General features: G+C 31.4%; 29 protein-coding genes. 14 read left to right on the top strand and 15 right to left on the bottom strand.

Going from position 1 to position 23,670, the window contains the following annotated elements:
• Nucleotides 1-24 precede the first annotated feature (24 nt).
• From ACUUYC_RS00645 to ACUUYC_RS00630, 4 genes are all read left to right on the top strand, one after another.
• Nucleotides 25-1,260: a DEAD/DEAH box helicase gene (locus ACUUYC_RS00645; RefSeq protein ID WP_474262752.1), complete on the top strand. Its 1,236-nt coding sequence runs from the start codon at nucleotides 25-27 to the stop codon at nucleotides 1,258-1,260.
• Between the two features lie 199 nt (nucleotides 1,261-1,459).
• Nucleotides 1,460-2,329 (top strand): OmpA family protein, encoded by an 870-nt coding sequence (locus ACUUYC_RS00640; protein ID WP_474262750.1) that lies wholly within the window; start codon nucleotides 1,460-1,462, stop codon nucleotides 2,327-2,329.
• A gap of 28 nt (nucleotides 2,330-2,357) precedes the next feature.
• Nucleotides 2,358-3,104, top strand: a complete 747-nt coding sequence (locus tag ACUUYC_RS00635; protein WP_474262748.1) for a phosphodiester glycosidase family protein — start codon at nucleotides 2,358-2,360, stop codon at nucleotides 3,102-3,104.
• Nucleotides 3,105-3,178: 74 nt separating this feature from the next.
• Nucleotides 3,179-3,532 (top strand): hypothetical protein, encoded by a 354-nt coding sequence (locus ACUUYC_RS00630; RefSeq protein ID WP_474262746.1) that lies wholly within the window; start codon nucleotides 3,179-3,181, stop codon nucleotides 3,530-3,532.
• 302 nt (nucleotides 3,533-3,834) lie between these two features.
• Here the strand turns inward: ACUUYC_RS00630 and ACUUYC_RS00625 are convergent, their stop codons facing one another.
• Complete coding sequence (locus ACUUYC_RS00625) at nucleotides 3,835-4,863, bottom strand: hypothetical protein (RefSeq protein WP_474262744.1); 1,029 nt, start codon at nucleotides 4,861-4,863, stop codon at nucleotides 3,835-3,837.
• Between the two features lie 116 nt (nucleotides 4,864-4,979).
• Between ACUUYC_RS00625 and ACUUYC_RS00620 the strand changes: the two genes are divergently transcribed.
• A complete protein-coding gene (locus ACUUYC_RS00620; RefSeq protein ID WP_474262742.1) occupies nucleotides 4,980-5,894 on the top strand; it encodes a hypothetical protein in 915 nt (304 codons plus the stop codon).
• Between the two features lie 105 nt (nucleotides 5,895-5,999).
• Here the strand turns inward: ACUUYC_RS00620 and ACUUYC_RS00615 are convergent, their stop codons facing one another.
• The 4 genes from ACUUYC_RS00615 to ACUUYC_RS00600 all read right to left on the bottom strand — a co-directional run bounded on the left by ACUUYC_RS00615 (nucleotide 6,000) and on the right by ACUUYC_RS00600 (nucleotide 10,157).
• Nucleotides 6,000-6,722, bottom strand: coding sequence for a DUF4369 domain-containing protein (locus ACUUYC_RS00615; RefSeq protein WP_474262740.1), 723 nt, complete (start codon nucleotides 6,720-6,722; stop codon nucleotides 6,000-6,002).
• Between the two features lie 36 nt (nucleotides 6,723-6,758).
• Nucleotides 6,759-8,024 (bottom strand): DUF819 family protein, encoded by a 1,266-nt coding sequence (locus ACUUYC_RS00610; protein WP_474263563.1) that lies wholly within the window; start codon nucleotides 8,022-8,024, stop codon nucleotides 6,759-6,761.
• A gap of 542 nt (nucleotides 8,025-8,566) precedes the next feature.
• Nucleotides 8,567-9,256, bottom strand: a complete 690-nt coding sequence (locus tag ACUUYC_RS00605; RefSeq protein ID WP_474262738.1) for a hypothetical protein — start codon at nucleotides 9,254-9,256, stop codon at nucleotides 8,567-8,569.
• Nucleotides 9,257-9,278: 22 nt separating this feature from the next.
• Nucleotides 9,279-10,157, bottom strand: a complete 879-nt coding sequence (locus tag ACUUYC_RS00600) for a DUF6734 family protein (RefSeq protein WP_474262737.1) — start codon at nucleotides 10,155-10,157, stop codon at nucleotides 9,279-9,281.
• A gap of 125 nt (nucleotides 10,158-10,282) precedes the next feature.
• Between ACUUYC_RS00600 and ACUUYC_RS00595 the strand changes: the two genes are divergently transcribed.
• On the top strand, nucleotides 10,283-10,447 hold the full coding sequence (locus ACUUYC_RS00595; RefSeq protein ID WP_474262735.1) for a TIGR04149 family rSAM-modified RiPP: 165 nt from the start codon (nucleotides 10,283-10,285) through the stop codon (nucleotides 10,445-10,447).
• Between the two features lie 93 nt (nucleotides 10,448-10,540).
• Here the strand turns inward: ACUUYC_RS00595 and ACUUYC_RS00590 are convergent, their stop codons facing one another.
• The 7 genes from ACUUYC_RS00590 to ACUUYC_RS00560 all read right to left on the bottom strand — a co-directional run bounded on the left by ACUUYC_RS00590 (nucleotide 10,541) and on the right by ACUUYC_RS00560 (nucleotide 14,523).
• On the bottom strand, nucleotides 10,541-10,726 hold the full coding sequence (locus ACUUYC_RS00590) for a type II toxin-antitoxin system antitoxin (RefSeq protein ID WP_474262733.1): 186 nt from the start codon (nucleotides 10,724-10,726) through the stop codon (nucleotides 10,541-10,543).
• Between the two features lie 2 nt (nucleotides 10,727-10,728).
• Nucleotides 10,729-11,250, bottom strand: a complete 522-nt coding sequence (locus ACUUYC_RS00585; protein ID WP_474262731.1) for a DUF1648 domain-containing protein — start codon at nucleotides 11,248-11,250, stop codon at nucleotides 10,729-10,731.
• Nucleotides 11,251-11,255: 5 nt separating this feature from the next.
• The gene (locus tag ACUUYC_RS00580; RefSeq protein ID WP_474262729.1) at nucleotides 11,256-11,420 is read right to left on the bottom strand and encodes a DUF4177 domain-containing protein; all 165 of its coding nucleotides are present in this window, start codon (nucleotides 11,418-11,420) and stop codon (nucleotides 11,256-11,258) included.
• Complete coding sequence (locus ACUUYC_RS00575; protein ID WP_474262728.1) at nucleotides 11,417-11,593, bottom strand: hypothetical protein; 177 nt, start codon at nucleotides 11,591-11,593, stop codon at nucleotides 11,417-11,419. Before ACUUYC_RS00575 ends, ACUUYC_RS00580 begins: the two co-directional genes overlap by 4 nt.
• 3 nt (nucleotides 11,594-11,596) lie before the next feature.
• The gene (locus ACUUYC_RS00570; protein WP_474262726.1) at nucleotides 11,597-12,457 is read right to left on the bottom strand and encodes an SPFH domain-containing protein; all 861 of its coding nucleotides are present in this window, start codon (nucleotides 12,455-12,457) and stop codon (nucleotides 11,597-11,599) included.
• A 286-nt stretch (nucleotides 12,458-12,743) separates the two neighbouring features.
• Nucleotides 12,744-13,346, bottom strand: coding sequence for an alpha-ketoglutarate-dependent dioxygenase AlkB family protein (locus tag ACUUYC_RS00565; RefSeq protein ID WP_474262724.1), 603 nt, complete (start codon nucleotides 13,344-13,346; stop codon nucleotides 12,744-12,746).
• Entirely contained in the window at nucleotides 13,336-14,523 is a 1,188-nt protein-coding gene (locus ACUUYC_RS00560; RefSeq protein WP_474262722.1) for a tetratricopeptide repeat protein, read from the bottom strand. The genes ACUUYC_RS00565 and ACUUYC_RS00560 overlap by 11 nt, the downstream gene beginning before the upstream one ends.
• Nucleotides 14,524-14,566: 43 nt before the next feature.
• Here ACUUYC_RS00560 and ACUUYC_RS00555 point away from each other — a divergent pair, with 43 nt between their 5' ends.
• The 7 genes from ACUUYC_RS00555 to ACUUYC_RS00525 all read left to right on the top strand — a co-directional run bounded on the left by ACUUYC_RS00555 (nucleotide 14,567) and on the right by ACUUYC_RS00525 (nucleotide 17,459).
• Nucleotides 14,567-15,241: a M15 family metallopeptidase gene (locus ACUUYC_RS00555; protein ID WP_474262720.1), complete on the top strand. Its 675-nt coding sequence runs from the start codon at nucleotides 14,567-14,569 to the stop codon at nucleotides 15,239-15,241.
• Between the two features lie 4 nt (nucleotides 15,242-15,245).
• Complete coding sequence (locus tag ACUUYC_RS00550) at nucleotides 15,246-15,611, top strand: hypothetical protein (RefSeq protein ID WP_474262718.1); 366 nt, start codon at nucleotides 15,246-15,248, stop codon at nucleotides 15,609-15,611.
• A 183-nt stretch (nucleotides 15,612-15,794) separates the two neighbouring features.
• Nucleotides 15,795-15,992, top strand: a complete 198-nt coding sequence (locus tag ACUUYC_RS00545; RefSeq protein WP_474262716.1) for a hypothetical protein — start codon at nucleotides 15,795-15,797, stop codon at nucleotides 15,990-15,992.
• 274 nt (nucleotides 15,993-16,266) lie between these two features.
• Nucleotides 16,267-16,407: a hypothetical protein gene (locus ACUUYC_RS00540; RefSeq protein WP_474262715.1), complete on the top strand. Its 141-nt coding sequence runs from the start codon at nucleotides 16,267-16,269 to the stop codon at nucleotides 16,405-16,407.
• Nucleotides 16,408-16,450: 43 nt separating this feature from the next.
• Nucleotides 16,451-16,594, top strand: coding sequence for a hypothetical protein (locus tag ACUUYC_RS00535; protein ID WP_474262713.1), 144 nt, complete (start codon nucleotides 16,451-16,453; stop codon nucleotides 16,592-16,594).
• A gap of 386 nt (nucleotides 16,595-16,980) precedes the next feature.
• Entirely contained in the window at nucleotides 16,981-17,142 is a 162-nt protein-coding gene (locus tag ACUUYC_RS00530) for a hypothetical protein (protein WP_474262711.1), read from the top strand.
• A 140-nt stretch (nucleotides 17,143-17,282) separates the two neighbouring features.
• The gene (locus ACUUYC_RS00525) at nucleotides 17,283-17,459 is read left to right on the top strand and encodes a hypothetical protein (protein ID WP_474262709.1); all 177 of its coding nucleotides are present in this window, start codon (nucleotides 17,283-17,285) and stop codon (nucleotides 17,457-17,459) included.
• A gap of 66 nt (nucleotides 17,460-17,525) precedes the next feature.
• On the opposite strand, the gene ACUUYC_RS00520 is transcribed toward ACUUYC_RS00525, so the two are convergent.
• From ACUUYC_RS00520 to htpG, 3 genes are all read right to left on the bottom strand, one after another.
• The gene (locus ACUUYC_RS00520; protein WP_474262707.1) at nucleotides 17,526-18,413 is read right to left on the bottom strand and encodes an RluA family pseudouridine synthase; all 888 of its coding nucleotides are present in this window, start codon (nucleotides 18,411-18,413) and stop codon (nucleotides 17,526-17,528) included.
• Between the two features lie 78 nt (nucleotides 18,414-18,491).
• Nucleotides 18,492-20,144, bottom strand: a complete 1,653-nt coding sequence (locus ACUUYC_RS00515; protein ID WP_474262705.1) for a serine hydrolase — start codon at nucleotides 20,142-20,144, stop codon at nucleotides 18,492-18,494.
• Between the two features lie 109 nt (nucleotides 20,145-20,253).
• The gene (gene htpG, locus ACUUYC_RS00510; protein ID WP_474262703.1) at nucleotides 20,254-22,143 is read right to left on the bottom strand and encodes a molecular chaperone HtpG; all 1,890 of its coding nucleotides are present in this window, start codon (nucleotides 22,141-22,143) and stop codon (nucleotides 20,254-20,256) included.
• 498 nt (nucleotides 22,144-22,641) lie between these two features.
• Between htpG and ACUUYC_RS00505 the strand changes: the two genes are divergently transcribed.
• Nucleotides 22,642-23,658: a 3-oxoacyl-ACP synthase III family protein gene (locus ACUUYC_RS00505; RefSeq protein ID WP_474262700.1), complete on the top strand. Its 1,017-nt coding sequence runs from the start codon at nucleotides 22,642-22,644 to the stop codon at nucleotides 23,656-23,658.
• Nucleotides 23,659-23,670: the final 12 nt, after the last annotated feature.

Raw genomic sequence — 23,670 nt, 5'->3', positions numbered from 1 at the left:
CAAAATCGTTAAAGCAATAACTGAATGCAATTCAAAGAACTAAAACTCAACAAGCCAATTATTCGTGCGTTATTCGAAAAAAACTACGAAGAACCAACGTTAGTTCAAGAACGCGCCATTCCTGCAATCTTAGCTAAGAAAGACATTATTGTCTCTGCACAAACTGGAACAGGAAAAACGGCGGCATTTGCATTGCCTATCTTACAATTGTTATTTGACAAGCAAGATGCACCAAAAAAAGGTAAAAAAATACGCGCGTTAGTAGTATGTCCAACACGCGAATTGGCAATTCAAATAGAAGAAAACTTTGAAATGTACAGTAAGTACACAAATTTACGTACAGGTGTTATCTTTGGTGGAGCATCTATTCAGCCACAAAAAGAAATGCTCAAGAAAGGAGTAGATATTTTGGTTGCAACTCCAGGAAGATTACTCGATTTACACAAACAAGATATCGTGAATCTTGATTATATAGAAACCTTAGTCTTAGACGAAGCAGATTTAATGTTGGATATGGGATTCATTGATGACGTTAAAAAAATAGAACGTTTATGTCCTGATGGAAAACAAATTCTATTGTTCTCAGCTACGATGCCGTACAAAGTAGAACAATTAGCAAACTCAATTCTTAGAGATCCTGAATTTGTTGAGGTTTCACCAACATCATCAGCTGCAAAAGGTGTGGATCAGACATTATATTATGTGCCAAAACCCAAAAAAATAGAATTGTGTTTGCATTTATTGCGAAACAATATCAAAGGAAGTACTATTATTTTTAGACGTACAAAATACGGAGTTGACAAACTCGAAGAAACACTTTTAAGAAACAACTACAAAGCTGTAAGTATTCATGGTGGAATTGCACAAAGTTTACGACAAACAGCCTTAAACGAATTCAAAAAAGGGGAAGCAAGAATTTTAATTGCTACCGATGTCGCGGCACGTGGAATTGATATCAAAAATGTAGATGCAGTTGTCAATTTTGACATTCCAAATATTTCTGAAACCTATGTGCACAGAATTGGTAGAACAGCTCGTGCAGGTGCTTCAGGAATGGCCTTATCATTCTGTTCGGCAGACGAAAAAGAATACATAAAAGATATTCAACAATTGATCAATACTACAATTCATGTTGAAGAAGAACATCCATATCCATTAGATCCAAAAGCAAAAGCGCCAGTTCATAAAAAGCAAGGAAGTAAATACAAAAAAGGACGTAAATCAGAAGCTTCTAAAAAGAAGAAAAAACGTTGGTACTAAACAATTTTTAGATTTACGATTGTAAATTTTTAATGTGAATAAACGTCACTTCGAGTGATTTTCGAGAGAAAATTGTATCGAGAAGTACTTTGAAATAGTATTGTTTTGGATTTTAATCATTGTTCTTAAGTGAATTACCTTCAAACTCATAAATAATTCTGTATCTTAATTGATCAAAATAAATCTTAAAATTGATTAAGTGGAATACGAAGATAAAATCAAACAAGCCGAACTAGATAAGTTAGTAGCTGAAACTGAAAAAATAAGAGCCGAAGCTAAAAACCTCGAAAAAGAAAGAGAAAAATTAGAAAAGCCATTATATAAAAAACTCAGTTTTTTGAAAGCAGTTATGACAGGTTTAGTTGGTGGATTGGCAATATTAGGTGTGTTTAAAAGTATTATTGAACCAACATATAAAAAAGATATAATTAAAACAGAATTAGAAATTGCAATCAGAGAAAAGAAGATTTTTGAATTAAATAAAAGTGTGCAATTTGCTGAGAAGAATATACAAGATCTAGAAACGAAAAATAGTAATACACTCAAAGAAATTGAACTCGAAAAAGCGAATAAATTATTCTTATTAGATTCAATTAAGCAATATGAGAAAAAAGTTAAAAATAGAGAACAAAGTATAGTTTTTCAAAAAAGGCAAACAATTGAAATTATAAACGATCAATTGAAATACCTAAAGGGATTAAATGAAGAAAATCGAATTCACATTCAATCCATCTATTTCAAATACGATAAATCTAATTTTTCAAGAGATCAAAACAAACAATTAGACATAATTATAAAGTTTCTCAATGAAAATAATACATTCAGAATAGACGTAAGAGGATATTCTTTCGTAAAAGGAACTAAAGTATACAATCAAAGATTATCCGAAAGACGTGCAAAATCAGTTGTAGGTTATTTAATAAGTAAAGGAGTCTTTCCTGAAAGAATTACTTCTAGGGGCATGGGAGAAACAGATATGCATCCAATAATTGTCAATAATTTAGATAGAAAAATAGAACAAAAATTATACGAACTGAAGACTGTTGTGCAAATATCTTTGGTTTACTGAAATAATATATTTCTATCAAACAATACATATGTACCTTAAAAAAATATATTTCGGTTGCAGCCTAATTTTACTCGCTACTTTATTGAGTTTTTGTGCAAAACAAGAAGCTAAAGTAGAACGAGATACTGCTCGAATACTTTCCTATGAAGTAAATCCAAAAAAAGAAAAACTAGACTTTTATTGGAAAAATGAGCAAGGTGAAATCTATGGAAATGCGCAAAATTTAAAAACACAGCTTGAAGCTAAAGGACAAGAATTGATTTTTGCCATGAATGGCGGTATGTACAAAAAAGATCAATCGCCACAAGGTTTGTATATTGAAAAAGGAAATTTAAAATCACCAATTGATATTTTAGAAAAAGGATACGGAAACTTCTATTTACAGCCAAATGGTGTGTTTTATATGACCAAAGAAAACAATCCTATAGTTTGTACAACTAAAGCGTTTAGAAATACTGAAAACGTCAAATATGCAACACAATCAGGTCCAATGTTAGTCATAGATGGAAAATTACACGGAAAACTCACCAAAGGTTCTAAAAATCTAAACATTCGGAATGGAGTAGGCGTGCTGCCAAACGGAAACTTACTATTCGCGATGAGTAAAGAGGAAATCAATTTTTACGATTTTGCTACGTTCTTCAAAGAAAATGATTGTAAAAATGCTTTGTATTTAGATGGATTTGTGTCTAAAACGTATTTGCCAAGTAAAAACTACAAACAACTCGACGGTAATTTTGGTGTAATCATCGGAGTTACGAAATCTCTAAAGTAATTTTCTCAACAAAACTTTTAAATATATTGTATCTTCCCGTTCAGAAAAACGATATACACTCAAAATAGAATCAGATGAAAAAATATATACTACTTTTTGTAATGCTTTTTGCGTTACAATCATACGCTCAAAAAAACAAAACAGTTTTTGAGTTAAAACCTTCTCAAAGCATGTCCATTACTGGAAAAGGAGCAGGACAAGATGCAGCAGTTAATCCATATATGAATGGAAATAGTATTGCAATTATTGAAAATTTAGGAAAAAATAGTTTTACAGTACGCGTTCAATACAAAGGAGATATCGTAAAAACTTTTGTATTGCAAGCCAACAAAAAAACAAAAACAAGTCTTAAAAAAGGATCTGAATTGTATTTAGATAGTGACTTGGAAGCAAAAGCGAAAGTAGAATTTGTCAAAGGAATAAAATAATAAGAGTTACTTTAAAAATAGAAAAGAGAGTGCTTGAAGTTTTATGTTCAAGCACTCTCTTTTTATATTAAATAACGTAAGTTCGATATAAGTATTAAGAGTCATTTTTTTCTTTTCCGAAGTATAGCTGGGATTTTCCGTTAAAAATTTTTGAATCCTTGGAAAAAATTTAGAAAAATCACTGCGGTTTTAATTTTTGACTTTAAGAAAAATTAAAAATACCTCTGGAAAAGCACACTTTCTTTTGTTTCTTTTCTTTGTGTGAGCAAAGAAAATGAAAGTAAAAAGCTGATTTTCATAATTTACAATTCTTTCTCGAAATGTTTCTTTAAGAAATTTTCAATCTTAGTAGCTTCTGATTTTTCTATATCATGAACAGCTTCTTGCATTGCACCTTTAACTTCTAGATCTAAGGCATCAGCTGCTTTAAAATCGTCACCATTAAAATAACGTGGTTTTGTTCCAGGTCCTGTAGGACTTCCATGATCTTCATCAATAGATTTTCTCCAGCGTTCTGCATGTGTACGCCATTCTTCTTGATCAACTAATGTAGGTTGCGTAAACCAAACATTCCATGTCAATGTGTTTCCGTTTTTTAACATGTTTCCGGAAGCGGTATTAAAAGCTGCCATGACCAATTCATTAAACTCATCTACAATTTTTTGACCAGTTTTTTTAATCGGACCAATTTCTACATCAATATGTCCAACATTCCAAGCTTCTGCTTCATGACGTGCAAATGGCGGACTTTTAAAACGAGGTGTTTCTCCTTGACTTACTGGAAATATAGGTTGACTAGGATCTTGAAATTTATGTGTTGTCACTTTAATTGCTTTTTCTTTAGATGTTGGGAAATCTAACCCAAGTTTATTAAAAATATCAAAAGCTTTCTTTACCCATTCTTTTTGATGCGCACTTGGACTAAACCAAATAGTACCTTCTACGGTCATATCTGCATAAAACGTCTTTGTATCTTCATCAACCCAACCACGTTGGCCAGTAACGGTCACTTCTACGTTCATACAACCAAACGTAGGCGAACATGCGCCTTGTTGTGGACAAATAATAGAATATACACGTCCTTCATCTGTATACCCAAGTCTGGAAATATAAGGTGAAAACATTTGAAAACATCTTGATGCTTCTTTACCAGGAATTGTTTGCCAACTAAACTCAGGCCATTTTACGCCTTGTTGACGTTGTAACAAATCAATATTGTCCATATTGTCTAACATTGGTAATGAAGAAAGGTCTGGAGTTGGATATGCAAATGCTGGATTTGACTGTGCAAATCCACCTTTCCATCCTGGAGGAATTTGGGTATTACTCATGGTATATTAGTTTTTAAATTTATAGAATTCTAAAAATACCTTTTTTTTTAGGAATGTGTTCGCGTAGAAGTACTTGGTTTAGTTTTTGTAATTTTACTCAAACAGAAAAAATACATATGGGGCAAAGAGGTAATTATGTCATAAAATCTAATGATGAAACAACTATTTATTATACACATTGGCGCGCTATTTATATAGCAAATGATTTAATATTAGGTCCCGAAAAGTTTATAGAATTTGTAAAAGGATTTGAACAAAAAACATATTTAACTAGTGAACCTTGGATAGAATCATGTGTATATATTGATATTGACACAAAAGAATTACTTTTTTGGGAAGTAGATGATTTAGTAGAAACTTCAGTAAGGCAACGCTATTTAGAATTACTATCTAAACAATGGCAAGGTTGGAATGTATCTTTTGCAGAAAAAGAAATGTATGATATTGCAGAAAAAATGAATATCAATTACACAAAAGAACAAGGCTATGATTTTGAAGCAGGAAAACTAGAAGATTTACTAAATGAAGAAGTAGATGACTATGAAACTACGATTGTAATTTTCAAGAAAAATGGAAACATTCACACAAAATGTTCCTATGATTTAGATACTGAAGAATTGATTTTTTTAGGAGAACAAATTGTGACTGTTTTAGATAAAAGGATGCCAATTGATATATCTAAAAGGGCAGAGGTTGAAAATTATACTGCTATAGCAATTGATTGTGATGAGAAAAAATTAATAGTTAATTATACTTTTGCAGGATTAGCAGAAGAACTGTCGAATTTCTGGAAAGGTTGGACAATTGACGCTGGAAACTATGGATACATACAAGTTTTAGAAAAAGCAGGATTTGATACAACTCATTTAAAAATGAAACCCGCAGAGGTTGACAAACAAATTTTAAAAATACTCAGTAAAGAAGACAATTTCGATCCAATAAACTTTGCAGAAGAAATGTTGAAACAAGATAAAAGTACTCAATTTCATCCAAGCTTCTTTGAAAATAGAAAACCTTCTACAGATGATTAAGAAAACGAATAAAAGAGAATTATAATTGTTTTAGTGATTTTAAAAACAAAAAAATCCCAACTTCACTAAAGTTGGGATTTGTAATTTTTATATAAAATTGAAGTACTATTGTATTGCTGCTTCCTTCTCTTTTCGTTCAGCAATCAATTCTTTCAACTCTTTCCCATACTTAGATTCCATAATTTTTGGAGCTAATTGCTGATAGATAGTATCTAAAAAACGAACATTTGCATCAAATGTTTCTGTAGTCACAATATAAGGTGTAATTTCTTTATCATTATTTGTAAACGCATAGTTAAGAATGTAACGCATGCGACTTTTACTATAATTATCAATCTGTGTATTAATTTCTTCTACCTTCTGAGTATCAGCCTCTTTTTGTGCTTCTAAGCCATCTTTAAACAAAGCCAATTCTTTAGTGTTAAACTTCGTCATGAATTCTTTAAATTTATCTAAATCTTCATGGTTTTTAGAACCTGTAACTGTTACATCATTTTGAAATCTACGTAAACTTGTATGAATTGTCATTTCACCAGGTTCAGCAAAAAAGTCAATTCGATCATTTAAATCATTAAAATCTTTCTTCTCTAAGTATAAATACAATACTTCTGGCTCGTCAATAGTTGTTGTGAACGTAAAACTTGGATCACCATTTATAACCAAAGAATCTAAGGTAATTAGTGTTGTATCGCTTACTTTTTGTAAAAACAACGTTCCTTCTTTCAAACCATCAATCTTTCCAGCAATAGTTAAATTACCTTTTGTCTCTGTTCCACAAGCAATAAATCCTAAAGCAACTAGGACAACAATAAATTTTCTAAACATCATATTGAATTTTAACGAGGGCAAATATCTACAATTTTACTAAGTTTTTGAAGCCAATTCCATTAAAATAGTACACAAAATTGCACCATAGGTTCCAACTACATATCCAAACACGGCTAATAACACACCAACGGACGTTAACGAAGGATGAAATGCAGAAGCTACAATTGGAGCTGAAGCCGCGCCACCAACGTTTGCCTGACTTCCTACAGCTAAGAAGAAAAACGGTGCGCGAATAAGTTTTGCAACTAAGATTAACAATCCTGCATGAATTGCCATCCAAACCAATCCAATAACAATTAACCCTGGATTTTCCAACACTTTTCCTAAGTCCATTTTCATACCAATAGAAGCAACTAATACGTATATAAAGATGCTTCCAATCTTACTTGCGCCAGCGCCTTCATAGTTTTTTGCTTTTGTATATGAAAGTCCAATTCCGAATGCAGTTGCAATGGTAATCATCCAAAAGAATCCAGAACCTAAAAATGATAACGCGCCATCTTTATCTTTTACAGCATCAAAGTTTCCAGTTAAAAAATCAGTAATATTTGCCGAACCATAATGCGCTAACGAAACACCACCAAAGGCAATTGCCAAAATGATCATAAGTTCAGTAAGTGTAGGATTTCGTTTTATTTTATCTGCAAAGGAAGATACTTTTTCTTTCAAGCGTTCAATAGCAGAATTATCGGCTTTAAGCCAATTATCAATTTTTTGAGATTTTCCAATTCCTAATAATAAAATCGCCATCCATAAGTTTGCAACGACAATATCTACTAATACCATAGCGCCATATTTATCAGGAGAGTATTCGTAAATTTCATACATCGCAGCTTGGTTTGCGCCACCACCAATCCAGCTTCCCGCTAAGGTTGATAATCCACGCCAAACTGCTTCTGGACCAATTCCGCCAACAGTTTCTGGTGAGAATACAGAAATTAATAAAATTGCTATAGGTCCACCAATGATAATTCCGACAGTTCCTGTAAAGAACATAATTAATGCTTTCGGACCTAAATTGAATACACCTTTTAAGTCAATACTTAAGGTCATTAAAATTAAGGCTGCGGGCAATAAATAACGACTAGCAATCATGTACGTTTCAGAATACTTATCAGAAATAATTCCGAAAGAACTCAAAATTGCAGGTAATAAATAGCAAATTAATAAGGCAGGAACGTATTTGTAAAACTTTTTCCAACCTTTAGTTTCTTTAGATTCTGTATAAAATACAAACCCAAGAATCAGCATTAATATTCCAAAAACGATTTTGTCTGTTTTAAAAAATGGTTCAGGATGAATAATGGTTTTTTCTATTTTTTGATTTTTACTATCATATTCTTGATTTATACTGTCATAGTTGGTAAACGATGCATCAATAATTTCATAAATAACTGACGAAAATCCACTTTTTGGGGTTGTAGTAAGTTCAAACAAAGTAGTTGCTTTGTCAATAGTAATTAAGTTTCCTCCACTAAAAGAAACAGTAGCAACTGAATTATTTATATTAAACCTAAAACTACCATCAGCAATAAATTTTTGATTGATATTACTAATATTGTCCAATGTTGCCAGCGAATCATTTACTTTGATTTTCATATGAAATCCTGTAAATGTAATAGAGTCTATAGCGACTTTGGTGTTGAACGTAGTTTCTTTGCCTTCATGATGTTTCAACGTAAGTTGTTGTGAAAACATGGAAAACGAAACAAAGAATAGGAGTAAAGCAATGGCTTTTTTCATGATGCTTGGATGGTTTATGTTTGCAAAATACCAAAAATAATCATGTTTCCTACTTCAAAGTGTCTTGATTCTAGGATTGTAGAAGTGGAATTATTACTTTTTTAATTTTGAACAATGAATTTTCGGAAAATGAGAAATTTAATAATTCGTATGATTTCTCGCGTAAGCGAATTAAATTCTTCTTCAGTTTCCACATCAAAAACATTCATAAAATCATTCATGACACTTGCTACAGATTGTAATCCTTGAAATAATTGCAATACATAATATTCGTATTTCGTGAGATGAAATTCTAATACATTGGTTTGTAAAACGTCGTCAAAAAGGTCTGTGCGTTGAAATAAAAAATAATATTCATCTTTTGGGAATTCTAGGATTTTATCTAACAATTGCTGTTGATCGGTTTCGTTGAGAAAGACAAATTTCCAATCGGAAGCATAACACGCGATATAAGAACTTTGTTGTAGTTTTATTTTTTTTAAATCATCTACATTCAAATGTAAAATGGTTTCTCTTTCGAGATTGTAGTTTGAATAATCAAATATTATTTTTTCGTCAATTTGAATGTCATTTGTGTCGCTTAGCGCGAATTTTTCCTGTTCTATATCCAATATTTGCGTAATCATTTCTAAATGCTCGCTCGTTTGAAAAACTGTTTGTGTATGTTGGTAAAATGCTTGATTGATCTTAGCTTGATCATTATTCTTTGAAGAAAAATTATGAAGTAAATCGTGCCCAAGAATCGTTGCGATACTAATAGTTTTGTGAAAAAAGTTGCTGAGGTTGTTCATAAAAATTTGATTAAAGCTTACGCTAGATTTTTGATAATTTCATAATACGTTGGATAATTTCATAATACGTTGGATAATTTGTTTTGAGTTGATCGCGTAAGTCGTAACAATATTCCATCTCGTTTTTTCGCATGGAAAGTAAATGCACAAACTTCTTTTTTTGTGTATACTTATTGAAAAATGTGTGGCTTTCCTCAGATTTATCAGATTTATTCTCTAAATAATATGCAATTGATTTTTCCTGTTGTTTTGCCAAACAATGAAATAAATACTGTTCATAAAGCAATGCGTAAGAGGTTCCGTTGAAACGTGGTTTGTTGAGGTTTTTATCAATAATATCAAATGAAGCTTTGCAATATTCTTGAATAAATTCTAAATCATTTCCACCAATAATTCCTGCATTGCTTGAAACCATCGTTTGTTGGTTTTGGAATTCTTCTAATAGGAAATCTGGAAATTCATAATTATGATTCAATGCTTCTTGCATTGCATGCGAATAATGCCCGAAATCTTCATCTCTTTGTTGTGAAACTAAACTTGCGCTTTCAATAGTTTTACCAAATGAATTCCATACATAAACATCACCATCAACATGGATAAAAGGTTCATTTTGAATTTCGTACGCTTTTAGTTTTCCAATTGCCCAAAGTTCTTTTGGATAGTGATTCAATTCGTCTAAAACTACCTTTATACTTGTGTATGGAAGCTTTAATGTATCAATCAATAAGTTATAACCAAAAGCATCTGTGACGAGTTCAACTTCTTTATATAGTTCTTTAAATGTTAAACAACTCAATGCCCAACTCATGTAGAAATATTGTGAATGTCGCCAACCAGTTTTGCCAAGTGTACCATCTTGTGTAAGCATTGGTTTTGACCATAAACTGTGAACAATTTTCATAAAGTAGGTTTTTTAAAGAAAGATTTATCTTAAGCTAACTAATTGATAATTAATATTAAATTTAAGTAATTTTCTTTCATGTTTTGTATATTTAGTAGCATATAAACCAAATAAATTTTTAAACCATGAAAAAAAACAAAGAAATCAAGTTAAGCTTGAAAAAGGAAAAGGTAAGTGAGTTAAACAAGGACATGATGAACAAAATCAAAGGTGGATATCAAACCTATGAAATTCAATGTGCAACATATCCTACATGCTATTGCTGGACTGGACCAAAGCGTTGTCGTTAATACGACTAGTATAAGAAACTGTGCTATATTTTTATAACAAACCTACGCAATTCTTATACGTAGATTTATTTACAGCAAACATCAAAATAGAAATTATTCTGGCGTTTGCTGTGATGTATCATTCTTCTTTTTGGGTTCTCTTTTTGCATTTTTCAAACTTTGCATGAGCATCCATTCTATTTGACCGTTGGTGCTACGAAATTCGTCCGCAGCCCATTTTTCAATAGACTTTAACATCTCTTCATTAATTCGTAATGCAAAAGCTTTCTTTTTTGCCATAATTATATTTTTGACGATGCGTCTTTTTTCTTTTTCAACATATAGATATACAACGTAAGCGGCATAACTACACTAAATACTATTATAATATAGATAAAAGAAGATTCTAAAATAATATCATTTCCAGCTGATTTTTCAATGACGGAATATACAACATATAGCATAATTAGAATTGTAAAAAGGTTCACAAAACGCAACAATCTACAACTCATTTTATAGTTTCTTAGCGCGCTTTCTTCTGTAATTTCCTCCATATAATTATGAATATGTGGATATTTTGTCAACACATACATTCCGACAGCAACTACTGTTGAAATTATCATTAAAAGCCAAATAGAATTGCGTCCTCCATAACTATCAACTTCACCACTTACATTGAAATGCATAGGGATTTTATTTGGTAATTCTGAATAGGATACAAATACATAGCTCCACATAAATAGTAGAATGGAAAGTACAATAAGATCAATAATTAAATCGATGCCTTCTACTGGAACTTGTATTTTGGGTCTATTTGTTTTCATGAATTTTATCTATTCTTGTTACGTTCCATAATAACTTGTACGTACGTATCAACATTATTTATAGAATGTAATGCCCAACCTTGTTTTGCGTAAGTATTTAGAAATTCTTCTAACTTTTCCATTCTATTTGACCAACCTAGACTTGGTTTTAGTACTTTATATTCTTTCATTCTTTTTCTTCTTTAAAAATAATCAAACTTAGTATGACACCAATCATAATTCCTATAGACAAACCAATTACGGTTCCTAAGGCAACATGCCCTATAACTGCTCCAATAGTGGTTCCAATACTTGAGCCACCTGCTACGCCAACGCCAATTGCTGTAATTTGCTTTTTGTTCATAATTTATTGATTTAACGTTCCGGTGTTTACTACAGGAGAAGCTTCTTTGTCACCACATAAAATAACTAATAAGTTACTTACCATAGCTGCTTTTCGTTCTTCATCCAAAACTAATAATTCTTTTTTATTTAGTTCGTCTATTGCCATTTCTACCATACTTACGGCGCCTTCTACAATTTTATGTCTGGCAGCTACAATAGCAGTTGCTTGTTGTCTTTTTAACATAGCACTTGCAATTTCTTGTGCATAAGCTAAATAACCAATACGTGCTTCCAATACTTCAATTCCTGCTATGGATAAACGTTCGTCTAACTCTTTTTCTAGCGCTTCACTTACTTCATTTACACTAGAGCGTAAAGTAATATCTTCATCATGTCCTTCATCGGCAAAGTTATCATACGGATACATACTAGCCAATTTACGTACGGCTGCATCAGTTTGTACACGTACAAAATGTTCATAATTATCAACGTCAAAAGCGGCTTTGTAAGTGTCTTGAACGCGCCAAACTAAAATAGTACTAATCATAATAGGATTACCGAGTTTGTCATTCACTTTTAAACGTTCACTATCAAAATTGCTAGCACGTAATGAAATTTTCTTTTTGGTGTAAAATGGATTTACCCAATAAAAACCATTTTGTTTAATCGTACCAACATATTTACCAAATAAAAGAAGTACTCGTGAATTATTTGGGTTTACCATAATAAAACCAATTGCTAGAATAATTGCGATAACAATCGTAATTACTGGTAATGGGTTTTCGAATATAATAATGGTTGCGATGCTTCCAAAAAATAAGACTAAAAATACAAATAGCATCAAATAGCCATTCGCAGGAATTATAATTTTCTCTTCTTTCATAATATGTTATTTTAGATTGATATTAAAATGATATCATAAATATATGAAATTAAATTTTGATTTTGCAAGAAATTTTAGAATATATTTTAGAATCAACTTGTGCTGAAATATAGAGAAGTCAATAAAATAAAGGGTTTAAAGTGGAAAAGTGAGTTTGGCACGCCGTTTGTCTATATAGTAGTGTAACATTGCAAAGACATTTAGTAAAGCTGGTTACTTTCTAAATAGAGCAGGTTACAATTTTTGGTTGGTTAGTTTTAAAAAAGCATCTTTCGGGATGCTTTTTTTATACAATAATGCGAAATGTAATATTGATACGACCTTGAATTTGTTTTGCCGTTTTAGGTATTTGATGGAGCCAATGATGTTGTGTTGTGCCTTTCATTAATAACAAACTTCCATGCTGAAGAAGTAATTTATGTTTCAACGTTTTATCAGTACGATGTTTTAAATGAAAAAAACGTTCCTGTCCAAAACTTAAGGAAGCGATTATAGGATTTGTTCCTAACTCTTTTTCATTATCAGCATGCCAACCATTACTATCTTTTCCATCTCTATAATAGTTTAGTAATAAAGTTGTGAAATTTGCCTGACATGTTTCGTCTACACGATTTTTCAGATTAATTAAGGTTGATGTTAATTCATGTGGAATCATTTCAATATTAGAATAGCTATAGGTTTTCTTATTTGTTCCGTATAAAGCTGTCAAGCGCGGTTGTGCATACACTTTTCCAAATACTTTAATATCATCTTGTTGCCAAGGCGTTTCTTGCTTTAAGGATTCAAAAATAGTTGTTGCTTCCGCAGCATGTATAAAACCTGGGTAATAGATAATGTCAGCGTCTTTTAAATGCAATGGAAAACCTTGTATATTAATGTTATTCTTCATCTGCAAATAGCTCTTTATAAGAAGGAGAATTCACGAAAGATTCAAATTCCTTTAAGTCAAATGTCAAATCTTCTTCGCTCAAAAAGAAATTTGCTTTCATGTCGGCGATAACCTTTAATGCTTTTTTTGGTTTGTTAAGCGTAAGTAAAGAGTATAATTTAAAATAGTAACCGTCAAAAAAGGTTGGCATTTCTTCAATGGTTTTATCAAAATATAAAACTGCTTCTTCTGGATTTTCATTATCAAAATATATAATTCCTTTGTAGAAATCAAAAATTGGATCAGTGCCAACATGTTGTGTTAAAGTCTGAATATGCGAATCAAGTGTTTCCAAATTTCCGGTATAAACACTCTCTAAAAAATAGAGATACGTATGTAATTTGTCATCGTCTGGTGTAGCAGTTACCATTTTATTAATTACAGCTTGAAACTGATCTGAATCTTGATACGTGACAGCGATCAATAAATATTGAAAATACAACGCATCGTGATATTTAGCAGGAATTGCAGTCAATACTTCATACGCACGGTCATGGTCTTCATTTTCATTGTAATACTTTATTTTATTGTAAGTTTCTATATTTGACAGGTATTGTCGATCCAAATTCACAGCTTTGTAATACAAGTTAGAAACGTTTTCCGACATGGTAATTCCTGAAAAGTAATAATAGGAATCATTCAGTACGAGTTTATTATCATTAATACCAACAGTAAAATCTATAAAATATATTATTTCACCATCATATATTCTATATACAAAGTGTGGAATTCCTTCTTCTTTATAAAAACGGTTAAATCTGAAATCTCCGTACGGATAAATTTGGCCAGCGATGATACTACCGAATTTCATTATTGGTCCTAAAATTTCCGAGATTTTTCGTTTATTAAAACTTTCGCTTAATTCTTTATCAGAAAAGCTTAAAAAAGATTTTGTATTTACTTTGCTATCAAAAAAATCAGGGCGATTGTCAATGATAGAAGTTTCTAACTCTTGGGCGAAGTAAAGATATTCATCATCAGTAAATTGATTGTAAAACGCTATATTTTTATCAATTTGCTGTTGCTTTTTGTAGCTATTCCGAATATAAATACTACCGAAAAGGATAATTCCGATTCCTGCCAATGTGCTTATATACTTTATGAAACTTTTATTACTGATCTCATTTGGAGAATCCATACTTAATTATTGCTTATGTTTGTAGTAAGATGTAACTATTACTATGCTACGAATCATAAATATACTACTAATTCTTGTATGTTCATTAACGATACAATCCTCATCAGAACTTCCAAAAGGTTTTGTGTATGTAACGGATGAAATACCTACAATTGTTTTAGAAATGCGCTATTTTGGAACGAATAATTTTGTTGGTGCAAAAGTTGACGGCTACGAAGCTGAAAAATGCATTCTATCAAAGGAAGCCACACTTTCTTTGAAAAAAGTTCAAGAAGAATTACACAAAAAAGGATTAGGCATCAAAATATTTGATGCGTATAGACCACAAAAGGCAGTTGATCATTTTCGCAGATGGGCACGAAACTTAAAAGATACCTTGACCAAGCAACAATTTTATCCAGATGTAGCCAAAAAAGATTTATTCAAACTAGAATACATTGCAACCAAATCACGTCACAGTAGTGGAAGTACAGTTGATATTACAATTATTGACCTCAAAACAGAAAAAGAACTCGATATGGGAAGTTCCTATGATTTCTTTGGAAAAATTTCATGGGTAAACTATCAAGGACTCACTAAAAAACAATTAGAAAATCGTCAATTATTACAAAGCGTGATGCTTCAAAATGGTTTTCGAAACTATCCACAAGAATGGTGGCATTTTACGCTACGAGGCGAACCTTTCAAGAATCAATACTTCGATTTTTCTATAGAGTAATAGCATGGAAACATTTAAACCGAAAATTAACAGAGTTTTCATAAAGGATTCAATATTTGAAACAGAAGGAGGCGATTATAGAATTATAAGTGAAATTAGAAACTATTTGGACAACCACATGGTCAATAGTTTTTTTGAAACGTATATAGAATTCTGCGCACTTCATCAAGTAATCTATACATCATATATTGTTGACAATCATTTCAAAATCACTATTTATTTATATAAACAAGAATGGTTTACTATGTCTTATATAGATAAGAAAAAAGATATTTCTGAGGAATTATCAGGAGCACTTTTTGATGCGTTGAGAACTTCAATATTAAATGCAAAAGTTATTGAAGAAGCTAAGCGAAATGGTAATTTATAAACTAGATGCTGAACCAGTAAATATAGTTTCTGATTGACTCTATAAAATGATAAAAAAGCGAACTTCGGTTCGCTTTTTCTATAAAACGAGCTATTTTAAAAGTAAAGTAAGGTATTACCGTATGTCTTTATTGTTGAAATTCATTAAGTTAGAAGTATTGTTAACCATGAAAAACAACTAATTATGTTAAAAAACATTTTAAAAGTAGAAGGTACGCGTGTACTAAAAAAAACGGAGCAAAACAGTATCAATGGAGGAAAAAAACAATGTGGTGTTAATGGATACTGTGGTCCAGGAAATTGTTGTAATACAGCAGGTTGGTGTCAAAGATTTGGATCGCACGGTACCACTGGTTATTTGTGTGACGGAAGTTATGTTTAGATACATATTATAATATACGATTTGACTACTGAATAGACTAATTGTGAATAAAGCGAACTTCGGTTCGCTTTTTTTATACTTCACTTTTTTAAAATAATATGGGTAATGAATCTTCAATAATTACCCTAAAGGATATAATAACTAAACGAATAGTATCAATATTAATTGCTAGACTGAGGGGTTTTAGTTTTTAATTGTTGACAAAAGAGCAAACATTAGTTTGCTCTTTTTTTGTATCTTATTGGTTATTAACCTTTTTTAAACATATATAATTATGATCAACAAGTTAAAAGCACTCGAAATTAAATCGACGCAGCAAATTTTAGGTGGAGAAATGCATAGAGAAACTACGATTAATAGACCAAAAAGCGCTTCAAAAATTCATAATAAAATTGTGCAAGTGATTATGGCGTAATAAAGAGTATTCTTATTTTATTAATTATTTAAACAAATATAGTATGATCAATAAACTTAAAATATCCGAAATTAAAAATGTTCAACAAATTATAGGAGGACATTCAATTACTGCAGAAGTTACCATTAATAAAGCGAAAAGCGCAGATAAATTAATGCAAAAAATGACACAATACATTTCTTCGTAAAGCGAACCTTTGTATACGTTAATTATGGTCTTCCCGTAAATGATTGAGAACAACATTTTCTACATTCGTGTGTAACCTAAAAATTAGTATCATGAAAAAAAGAAATCTTCAATCGTTGACAATTAACAAGAAAGTCATTTCAAATTTAATTTTTAATGAAATCCAAGGAGGAGCGCAACCCGGAAAAAGTGGAGCTATTACACGATGTAATTTTTCAGATTGCGTATGTCTGTAATAACAAAGTGAGTTTCGGTTCGTTTTTTTATGAAAAATGACTCTTTAGTGTTTTGTATCTTATTGATTTAGAAATGTTAAGTAAGGTGTTTCCGTAACAATTTTTACACTACATTTTATATTTTCATGAGTATAACTTAAAGACTTTAACCATGAAAAAAAGAAATTTTAAAAACCTAAACTTACGTAAAGAATCAGTTAGTAACCTTGAACAGACTGTTTTAAAAGGTGGACGTTTAGGAACTGGATCGTGTATCTGCGGAACAGGTGGCTGTCCACAAAAACCTACAGAATCTTGGTGTTGTCACCAATAAAAAATCAAAGCGGACTTCGGTTCGTTTTTTTTGTGCTTATAATTTACATGTGATGTTTTATAAAGTATCAAAAGCTTTTCTTTTTTATCATAGATAAATATTGTCATTTGCAATATTATTAATTTTTAAAACGTAGTAAAATGAAAAAAAGAAACCTTAATAAAATGGTCTTAAGTAAGGCAATTGTGGGAAGACTTTATGGAGGAATTAACGACGATGATGAAGATGATAATGCTTCTCCAAGACGAAAGAGTGACAATGGTAATTGTGCAAATGATCGTACTAGAGGTTGTCCTTCGTGGAATATTGCTTGTTAACATAAATAGAAAGCGGACTTCGGTTCGTTTTTTTGCATTGAGTAAAAATTCAATGACTTGACAATTTTAATTATTAAACTTTAAAAATCGCCTTTCTTCGCGTGCTAAGAAGCTTTTATATTTGTTTGGTGGAGTAATCGTAAAAGAAAGCTGTTTCATTGTTTTTGGATGATAAAACTGAATAGAAGTTGCGCATAAGAACAATCCTTTTTTATAATTTTCTATCGCTTTTCCGTGAAGTTGATCGCCCACTATTGGATGATTGATACTTGCCAAATGAATTCGTAGTTGATGTGTTCTCCCCGTTTTTGGAACTAATTTTACATGTGAAAGATATTCGTTTTGTAAGGATGAAACGGTTTGTAAAGTTTCATACGTTGTAAACGCGTCTTTTTCGGCTACAGCCGAATTAATTTCACCTTGTAAAGCAGTTTTACCAATTACAATAGCTTGATAGATTTTAGAAATTTGTTGCTGTTCAAACTGTTGATGCAAATGAATTTGTGCGCTTTTCGTTTTGGCAATAATTAAAATTCCTGAAGTCGGATTGTCCAATCGATGTACAGGTTTTGGAAACTGTAAAACATCTATTGCTGTAGAAGACACTAAATTGTGTGGCAATGCATTTTCAATAGTTTTAAAATAATTTCCGTTTGTTGGAAAACCAGCTGGTTTATTAATGATGGCAATATCATTATCTTCAAAAATAACAGGAATTTCTAGTTTAAATACCTTTTTTACAATCGTTTCAATATCAAAAACTTCAATTGTATCATTTGTGTTGAGGTACGTTGCAGTTGTAGCAATAGTTCCGTTTACATAAATACATTTCTTTTTTATTACTTTTTTAAGTGCACTTTTACTAAGGATACTTTTAAAAACAGTGATGTCATATTCTTGAATTCGTATAGAAGAATTCAATTTTGGGACAATATGTGTTTCAAGGAGTTTCAAAAACAAAGTTTTGGTAAAAATATAAAAACCACCTCGAAAGAAGTGGTTTTTGTTTAGATATCTAAAAAGTCTAAAAATCTACTTAACTTTTTTACCTTTTGTTTTTTGTCCATCTTGTTCTAATGTCAAACTAGAAGACATATTTGTCTTTGTGTCTATTTCAAAAGTAATAGTTGCAGGAACTACTTTCAAGAAGAAGCTATCTTCAGATGTTGCAAACATTTCTATTTTTGGTTGATTCGTTGCTTGTCCAAAAATTTGATTTCCTTCCACCGTAACTTCAATATGAAAACTAGGAGCAAACTGATATGTACCAATATATTTCTTTAACACATCTACTGAAAGTTGAATTTCCTTTTTAGGTTCAAACATTTTTTCATCTGTTTCAATACCTTTTGATACATTGATATTATTTTTAAAAATAACTTTTTTAGTTTTTCCATCAGTGAAAACATATTGCGCAAAACTGTCTTCAAAGAAGAATTGATTCTGCGTAAGCGGGAAAATCTTAAAAGCCGCACTACTACCAGCACGTTGACTATATAATTGATTATCTTTTAGTGTAATAAATCGAACTGCTCCATCTTCAAACTCATATGTGCCAACCCATTTTTGCAATTGTTTTTTGGTAAGAGTTATCTTTTTTGAAAGTTCTGGGTATGGTTTTCCAATAGCAATCGCTGCAATTTTAAAAGCAATTTCGCTTGGCGAATTACAATTACAATTTGTCAAAATAATTATATATGCATTTTCACTTGGAACGTAAATTCCGTGAGTAGTATATCCAAAAATTCCACCACCATGTTCAATGACAGGAACTCCATTTATAACATTAATTGACCAACCATAACCATAATTTATTTTTTCACCATTAGTAAGTGTATAGTTTGTAAACGCTTTTGCCAAACTTTCTTTAGAAATTAATGTGTTTGCACGAATCGCTTTTTGCCATGTTAGCATATCATCTACATTTGCCATGATAGAGCCAGCTGCGTATGGAATGCTCATACTAATGTAATCCGCGTTTAAATATGTTTCTTGTTGTTGATAGCCAGAAGCTCTGTTCTTGATAATTTTATATTTACTTCCGTAATAAGAGTTGTCCATTTTTAAGACATCAAAAATTCGCTTTTGAATAAATTCAGCATATGATACTCCACTTATTTTTTCAATGATATAGCCTAATAGTACAAAACCAGAATTATTATATCTGTACTCTTCACCAGGTTTAAAATCCATTGGTTCATCTTTAAATGCAGCAACGAGTTCTTCTGGAGAAATGTCTTTTCGTGCAAAATCTCTTAATGAAGGAATAGACGTATAACTTTTAATACCAGAAGTATGTGTTAGTAAATGATGAATAGTAATTTTTGTTCCTTGTGTTGGATAGTCAGGAATAAACTTTGTGATTTCATCATCTAACGAAAGCTTTCCTTCTTCGAGCAGCATTAAAATACTTACCGCTGTAAATTGCTTTGTGATAGATCCAATTTCAAAAACATTTTCGGGGATCATGTCTGTGTTCAATTCTAGATTTGATTTGCCAAAAGCTTTTCGATAGACAATTTCTCCTTGTTTCGCAATTAAAATCGTAGCGCCAGATTGGTCTGCTTTGTATCGATCACTCATTAATTGATCAATTTCTTCTTCCATATTTTGTGCAAATTGAACAGATGGAATAGCCACAATAAGTAGCAAGAGTAGGAGTTTAAAGGTGAAGGTTTTTTTCATGTTCTATTTTTTTTGATTGATTTACTATATGACGATGTAAGTTAATATTTGGTTACAAAAAAAGCCTCTTCAATTTGAAGAGGCTTTAAGGTAATAAAAGATTTTTATATTATTTGATCATCTCGTAACTACGATTGATAAATTGTGTCAATTCTTCTCCCGTTAATAGGTTTTGAGATAAACGTGCCAAATCTAACGATTGCTTGATTAAGCGTTCTTGTTTTTTCTTTGTTTTGGTGTTCAGAATCTGTCCAACCAATTCATGATTTGTATTCACGATAAGGTTATACATTTCTGGGAAATTCCCCATTCCAAACATTCCGCCGCCGCCAGTTTGCTGCATTTCTTTCATACGACGCATAAATTCTGGTTGCGTAATCATAAACGGTGAAGCGCCTGAATCCATTGCTTCTAGCTGAACTGTATATTTGTCAGCAGGAACAATTTCTGTTAAGGTCGTTTTTAATGACTCTTTTTCTTCATCAGAAAGTTTAGAAATCTGTTCTTCATCTTTCTTGATAATATTATCAATATGATCTGCATCAACACGAGCAAATGAAATATTCTCTTTTGATGTTTCTATTTTTTGAATTAAGTGTGAAACAATTGGAGAATCTAACAATAATACTTCATATCCTTTTCCTTTTGCAGCTTCAATATAGCTGTGTTGTTGGTCTTTGTTAGAAGCATATAAAACGATGGTTTTACCGTCTTTGTCTGTTTGTGTATCCTTAATTTTTTCGTTTAATTCTTCAAATGTGTAATAGTTTCCATCTACAGAAGGATATAATGCGAATTTGTCAGCTTTGTCAAAGAATTTTTCTTCTGAAAGCATTCCGTATTCAATCACAATTTTGATATCATTCCATTTCGCTTCAAAATCTTCTCTGTTATTTTTAAATAAAGAACTTAGTTTATCAGCTACTTTACGTGTGATGTATGAAGAAATTTTCTTCACATTTCCATCAGCTTGTAAGTATGAACGTGATACGTTTAGTGGAATATCTGGAGAATCGATTACACCTTTTAACATTGTTAAAAATTCAGGTACAATTCCTTCTACATTATCGGTAACGAATACTTGGTTTTGATATAATTGAATTTTATCCTTTTGCATATTCATATCGTTCCCAAGTTTTGGGAAATACAAAATACCTGTTAGGTTAAACGGATAATCTACATTTAAATGAATATTGAATAAAGGCTCTTCAAATTGTGCAGGATATAGTTCACGATAGAAGTTTTGATAATCTTCAGTTTCTAAATCTGCAGGTTGTTTAGTCCAAGCCGGATTTGGATTGTTGATGATATTATCAACAGTTATCTTTTCAGCTTCAGCATCTTCTGCTGCGCCTTCTGGAAGTGGTAATGTTTCTTCTTTCGTTCCAAATTTAATTGCAATCGGCATGAATTTATTATACTTCACTAACAATTCATTAATTCTTGAATCTTCTAAGAATTCAGTTGAATCTTCAGCAATATGTAAAATAATTTCAGTTCCTCTTTCCGTTTTATCGTGCTCTTCTAATGTAAATTGAGGTGAACCGTCACAAACCCAATGTGCAGCTTTTGCGTCTTCTTTATAGCTTTTAGAAATAATTTCAACTTTTTCTGCAACCATAAAGGCAGAATAGAAACCAAGTCCAAAATGTCCGATAATTCCTGAATCTTTGGCAGAATCTTTATATTTTTCTAAGAATTCTTCAGCTCCAGAAAAAGCGACTTCGTTGATATATTTTTGAATTTCATCCGCAGACATTCCAAGTCCTTGATCAATAATATGCAGCTTTTTTCCTTCTTTATCTACTTTAATTTCAATAACTGGATTTCCATATTCTATGCCTACTTCTCCAATGCTTGTTAAGTGTTTTAGCTTAAGCGTAGCATCAGTTGCGTTAGAAATAAGTTCTCTTAAAAAGATTTCGTGATCACTGTATAAGAACTTCTTAATTAAAGGGAAAATATTTTCGACAGATACATTAATATTTCCTGTTGCCATTTGTTATCTTTTTAGTTTGTGATTAAATAATTTGTATTGTTTGATGAGGTTCATTTCAAAAAAAATACCATTCTTACACAAGTGACAAGATGACATAAGTTTTATTAATAGATTCTAAAGGATATTCAACTTTTTCAGTGGAATTGATTCAATTTATAATCTTGAATTCGTCTTGAAGACTTTTTAAAATTGAGCTTTTTTAAAATAAAATCAAAATAAAATAAAAACTTTGTAAGGAATCCGAAATCATTTCGATTTACTGTATATGATTAAGGAAAAAGATTGCTATGAGAAGAGAACACTTCCTTAATCGATTGTTTATTTATTGGTTAGGTTGTTTTAAAGCGCATTTATTTAAGAATAGATGCGCTTTTTCGTTGGATAGAACTTTTTATACTTCGTCAACTGATTAATAATGCTTATTATTGTCCTACAAATTTTGAGAATTTGTAAGTTTGTAACTCAGTTTTTAGCTGAAAAATATAAAATTGATAATTTATGTATACATCTAGAATTATAGGATTAGGACATTATGTTCCAGATAATGTGGTAACAAATGATGATTTATCCAAGTTAATGGATACTAATGACGAATGGATACAGGAACGAACTGGAATTAAAGAACGAAGATTTGCCGTAAAAGGAACCGAAGATACAACTTCAGGAATGGGCGTAAAGGCAGCAAAAGTTGCTATTGAACGCGCAGGAATTGATAAAGATGATATTGATTTTATCATTTTTGCAACGCTAAGTCCTGATTACTATTTCCCTGGACCTGGTGTTATGGTTCAAAAAGCATTAGATATTAAAACTGTCGGAGCATTAGATGTACGAAATCAATGTTCAGGATTTGTGTATGCAATTTCAGTTGCAGATCAATTTATAAAAACAGGAATGTACAAAAATATTCTTGTCATTGGTTCAGAATTGCATTCACACGGATTAGATATGACAACACGTGGAAGAGGCGTTTCTGTAATTTTTGGAGATGGAGCAGGAGCAGCAGTTTTAACGAGAAGTGAAGAAGAAGGCAGCGGAATTTTATCAACACATTTACATTCACAAGGAGAACATGCTGAAGAATTAGCATTAACAGCGCCAGGAATGGGAACACGTTGGGTAAATGATATTTTAGAAGATCATGATAATAAGGTAGATGACACTTCGTATTTTCCACATATGAATGGAACGTTTGTATTTAAAAATGCGGTGGTTCGTTTTAGTGAAGTAATTATGGAAGGTTTATCACAAAATGGATTAGAAAAAGGTGATATTGACATGTTGATTCCGCACCAAGCGAATTTGAGAATTGCACAATTTATTCAAAAGAAGTTTGGACTTGGTAATGATCAAGTATATAACAATATTATGCGCTATGGAAATACAACAGCGGCTTCAATTCCGATTGCATTAACAGAAGCATGGGAAGAAGGAAAAATTAAAAAAGGTGATACAGTAGTATTGGCAGCTTTCGGAAGTGGATTCACTTGGGGAAGTGTCATTATAAAATGGTAGCGATCTAAATAA

It is taken from the genome of Kordia sp. E (assembly GCF_056033805.1).
Note: the sequence above shows the minus strand (reverse complement) of the source record. Positions and strands in the feature narration are given on the sequence as shown.

Bases quoted from the DNA above. Each gene is read 5' to 3' on its own strand.
- ACUUYC_RS00580 (WP_474262729.1), bottom strand. From the start codon at position 11,420: ATGAAAGAATATAAAGTACTAAAACCAAGTCTAGGTTGGTCAAATAGA.
- ACUUYC_RS00530 (WP_474262711.1), top strand. From the start codon at position 16,981: ATGAAAAAAAGAAATTTTAAAAACCTAAACTTACGTAAAGAATCAGTT.
- ACUUYC_RS00595 (WP_474262735.1), top strand. From the start codon at position 10,283: ATGAAAAAAAACAAAGAAATCAAGTTAAGCTTGAAAAAGGAAAAGGTA.
- ACUUYC_RS00565 (WP_474262724.1), bottom strand. From the start codon at position 13,346: ATGAAGAATAACATTAATATACAAGGTTTTCCATTGCATTTAAAAGAC.
- ACUUYC_RS00570 (WP_474262726.1), bottom strand. From the start codon at position 12,457: ATGAAAGAAGAGAAAATTATAATTCCTGCGAATGGCTATTTGATGCTA.
- ACUUYC_RS00550 (WP_474262718.1), top strand. From the start codon at position 15,246: ATGGAAACATTTAAACCGAAAATTAACAGAGTTTTCATAAAGGATTCA.
- ACUUYC_RS00535 (WP_474262713.1), top strand. From the start codon at position 16,451: ATGATCAATAAACTTAAAATATCCGAAATTAAAAATGTTCAACAAATT.
- ACUUYC_RS00615 (WP_474262740.1), bottom strand. From the start codon at position 6,722: ATGATGTTTAGAAAATTTATTGTTGTCCTAGTTGCTTTAGGATTTATT.
- ACUUYC_RS00525 (WP_474262709.1), top strand. From the start codon at position 17,283: ATGAAAAAAAGAAACCTTAATAAAATGGTCTTAAGTAAGGCAATTGTG.
- ACUUYC_RS00505 (WP_474262700.1), top strand. From the start codon at position 22,642: ATGTATACATCTAGAATTATAGGATTAGGACATTATGTTCCAGATAAT.
- ACUUYC_RS00515 (WP_474262705.1), bottom strand. From the start codon at position 20,144: ATGAAAAAAACCTTCACCTTTAAACTCCTACTCTTGCTACTTATTGTG.
- ACUUYC_RS00635 (WP_474262748.1), top strand. From the start codon at position 2,358: ATGTACCTTAAAAAAATATATTTCGGTTGCAGCCTAATTTTACTCGCT.
- ACUUYC_RS00575 (WP_474262728.1), bottom strand. From the start codon at position 11,593: ATGAACAAAAAGCAAATTACAGCAATTGGCGTTGGCGTAGCAGGTGGC.
- ACUUYC_RS00605 (WP_474262738.1), bottom strand. From the start codon at position 9,256: ATGAACAACCTCAGCAACTTTTTTCACAAAACTATTAGTATCGCAACG.
- ACUUYC_RS00590 (WP_474262733.1), bottom strand. From the start codon at position 10,726: ATGGCAAAAAAGAAAGCTTTTGCATTACGAATTAATGAAGAGATGTTA.
- ACUUYC_RS00540 (WP_474262715.1), top strand. From the start codon at position 16,267: ATGATCAACAAGTTAAAAGCACTCGAAATTAAATCGACGCAGCAAATT.
- ACUUYC_RS00585 (WP_474262731.1), bottom strand. From the start codon at position 11,250: ATGAAAACAAATAGACCCAAAATACAAGTTCCAGTAGAAGGCATCGAT.
- ACUUYC_RS00645 (WP_474262752.1), top strand. From the start codon at position 25: ATGCAATTCAAAGAACTAAAACTCAACAAGCCAATTATTCGTGCGTTA.
- ACUUYC_RS00555 (WP_474262720.1), top strand. From the start codon at position 14,567: ATGCTACGAATCATAAATATACTACTAATTCTTGTATGTTCATTAACG.
- ACUUYC_RS00600 (WP_474262737.1), bottom strand. From the start codon at position 10,157: ATGAAAATTGTTCACAGTTTATGGTCAAAACCAATGCTTACACAAGAT.
- htpG (WP_474262703.1), bottom strand. From the start codon at position 22,143: ATGGCAACAGGAAATATTAATGTATCTGTCGAAAATATTTTCCCTTTA.
- ACUUYC_RS00620 (WP_474262742.1), top strand. From the start codon at position 4,980: ATGGGGCAAAGAGGTAATTATGTCATAAAATCTAATGATGAAACAACT.
- ACUUYC_RS00625 (WP_474262744.1), bottom strand. From the start codon at position 4,863: ATGAGTAATACCCAAATTCCTCCAGGATGGAAAGGTGGATTTGCACAG.
- ACUUYC_RS00545 (WP_474262716.1), top strand. From the start codon at position 15,795: ATGTTAAAAAACATTTTAAAAGTAGAAGGTACGCGTGTACTAAAAAAA.
- ACUUYC_RS00560 (WP_474262722.1), bottom strand. From the start codon at position 14,523: ATGGATTCTCCAAATGAGATCAGTAATAAAAGTTTCATAAAGTATATA.
- ACUUYC_RS00630 (WP_474262746.1), top strand. From the start codon at position 3,179: ATGAAAAAATATATACTACTTTTTGTAATGCTTTTTGCGTTACAATCA.